Source organism: Variovorax sp. OV329 (assembly GCF_900114785.1).
Lineage (GTDB): Bacteria > Pseudomonadota > Gammaproteobacteria > Burkholderiales > Burkholderiaceae_C > Variovorax.
The window spans coordinates 1-1,292 of the sequence record NZ_FOUG01000057.1 but is presented as its reverse complement, the minus strand read 5'-3'; the positions used below and the strand labels follow the sequence as shown (position 1 = coordinate 1,292).

The window sequence follows — 1,292 nt, the reverse complement described above, 5'->3', positions numbered from 1 at the left end:
ACGGTCAAGCGCGACGGCATCGAGGCCAAGGGCGGGCAGTGGAGCGCGCAAGAGGAAGAGGGCTTCAAGTCGCCCATCCGCGAGCAGTACGAGCGCCAGGGCCATCCCTACTACGCCACCGCGCGGCTGTGGGACGACGGCATCATCGATCCGGCCGACACGCGCCGCGTGCTGGCGCTGGGGCTGGCGGCCACGCGCAACGCGCCGGTGCCCGAGCCGAGGTTCGGCATCTTCCGCATGTGAGGGCCTTGCAGATGAACTCGAGCAACATGTTCTCCACCCTGGAGCTGCACGCCGAGGGCCCGGTGGCCCGCATCTGGCTCAACCGTCCGGAGCTGCGCAACGCCTTCGACGACGAGGTCATCGGCGAGCTGAGCCACGCCTTCGCCCACGTGAGCGGCAAGGCCGAGGTGCGGGTGATCGTGCTGGGCGCACGGGGCCCGGCCTTCTGCGCCGGCGCCAACCTCAACTGGATGCGCCGCGCCGCCGACTTCACGCGCGAGCAGAACACGCAGGACGCCGCCGGCCTGGCCGCCATGCTGCGCACCATCCACGAAAGCCCCAAGCCGGTGATCGCCCGTGTGCAGGGCGATGCCTATGCTGGCGGCTTGGGCCTGGTGGCGGCCTGCGACATGGCCGTGGCGGCCGACACGGCCAACTTCTGCCTGAGCGAGGTGAAGATCGGCCTCATCCCCGCGACCATCAGCCCTTACGTGCTGCAGGCCATGGGCGTGCGCGCGGCGCAGCGCTACTTCCTCACGGCCGAGCGCTTCTCGGCCGCCGAGGCGCACCGCATCGGCTTCGTGCACGAGGTGGCCACGGCCGAGGAGCTGGACGCGAAGGTCGACGCCCTGGCCAAGGCGCTGTGCAATGCCAGCCCGGCGGCGGTGCGCGCCTGCAAGAAGCTGATCGCCGACGTGGCCGGCCGCGAGATCGACGATGCGCTGGTCGCGCAGACGGTGCAGGGCATCGCTGACATCCGCGCGAGCGACGAAGGACGCGAAGGCGTCCAGTCCTTCCTGCAGAAGCGCAAGCCGTCTTGGTTGCCTGCATAACCCGCCGGCGTCGTTTGTCCTAAGTCAAGTGAATTCCTCGGATACCGATTTCATGTTCAAGAAGATCCTGATTGCCAATCGTGGAGAGATCGCCTGCCGGGTCGCAGCCACGGCGAGCCGCATGGCCATCCAGACCGTGGCTGTCTATTCCGACGCCGATGCGCATGCCAACCACGTGCGCGCCTGCGACGAGGCCATCCATCTGGGCGGCAGCGCCCCCAGGGACAGCTACCTGCG

3 protein-coding genes are annotated in these 1,292 nt (G+C 68.8%); all 3 read left to right on the top strand.

Annotated features, from left to right (window positions below):
* Positions 1 to 243 (top strand): carboxyl transferase domain-containing protein (locus tag BM345_RS29540; RefSeq protein WP_302847600.1); only part of this gene is annotated, 243 nt, incomplete at its 5' end.
* An 11-nt stretch (positions 244 to 254) separates the two neighbouring features.
* Positions 255 to 1,055, top strand: a complete 801-nt coding sequence (locus BM345_RS29535) for an enoyl-CoA hydratase/isomerase family protein (RefSeq protein WP_093387414.1) — start codon at positions 255 to 257, stop codon at positions 1,053 to 1,055.
* Positions 1,056 to 1,107: 52 nt separating this feature from the next.
* A partial coding sequence (locus BM345_RS29530; RefSeq protein WP_139237686.1) for a biotin carboxylase N-terminal domain-containing protein occupies positions 1,108 to 1,292 on the top strand: 185 nt, incomplete at its 3' end.